Annotated in this window: 1 protein-coding gene; it reads right to left on the reverse strand. The window is 59.0% G+C overall.

Going from position 1 to position 368, the window contains the following annotated elements:
* Nucleotides 1-227, reverse strand: a 227-nt coding sequence (locus AC3XQU_RS23245) for a hypothetical protein (protein WP_489876517.1), incomplete at its 3' end; no start/stop codon positions are given.
* Nucleotides 228-368: the final 141 nt, after the last annotated feature.

Consider the following 368-nt stretch of genomic DNA (forward strand, 5'->3'; position numbering starts at 1 on the left):
GGAACCGCTTTGTACAACGGCTCCTGTGGCGGCGAGCAGCCGAGGTTATCGAACACATGGATCGCCAACAGGTGCTCCACCTCCGGCAAACCCATATGCAAACCGGGTAGCCCCTCCCCCATCGGAATGTCCTTGAACAGGTCCGCAAGCGGATGCCGGTCCTTACGCGCCAGCACGATCCCGGTCCGGCGATCCCGGATGATCCCGTCCTTGTCAGCCTTCGCCACAGCCACCCTCCTTACGGTAGTCACTGTTCACTGTATCTACCGATTTAGAACTCACGAAGAAACTCCCACTGCCTGAAGCATTGCCTTCAACCCTTCAACCTGCCGCGACAACATCGCCCCAGGAGTCTGCTCCTTCCGATC

It is taken from the genome of Telluria sp. AZSoR62, from assembly GCF_058111565.1.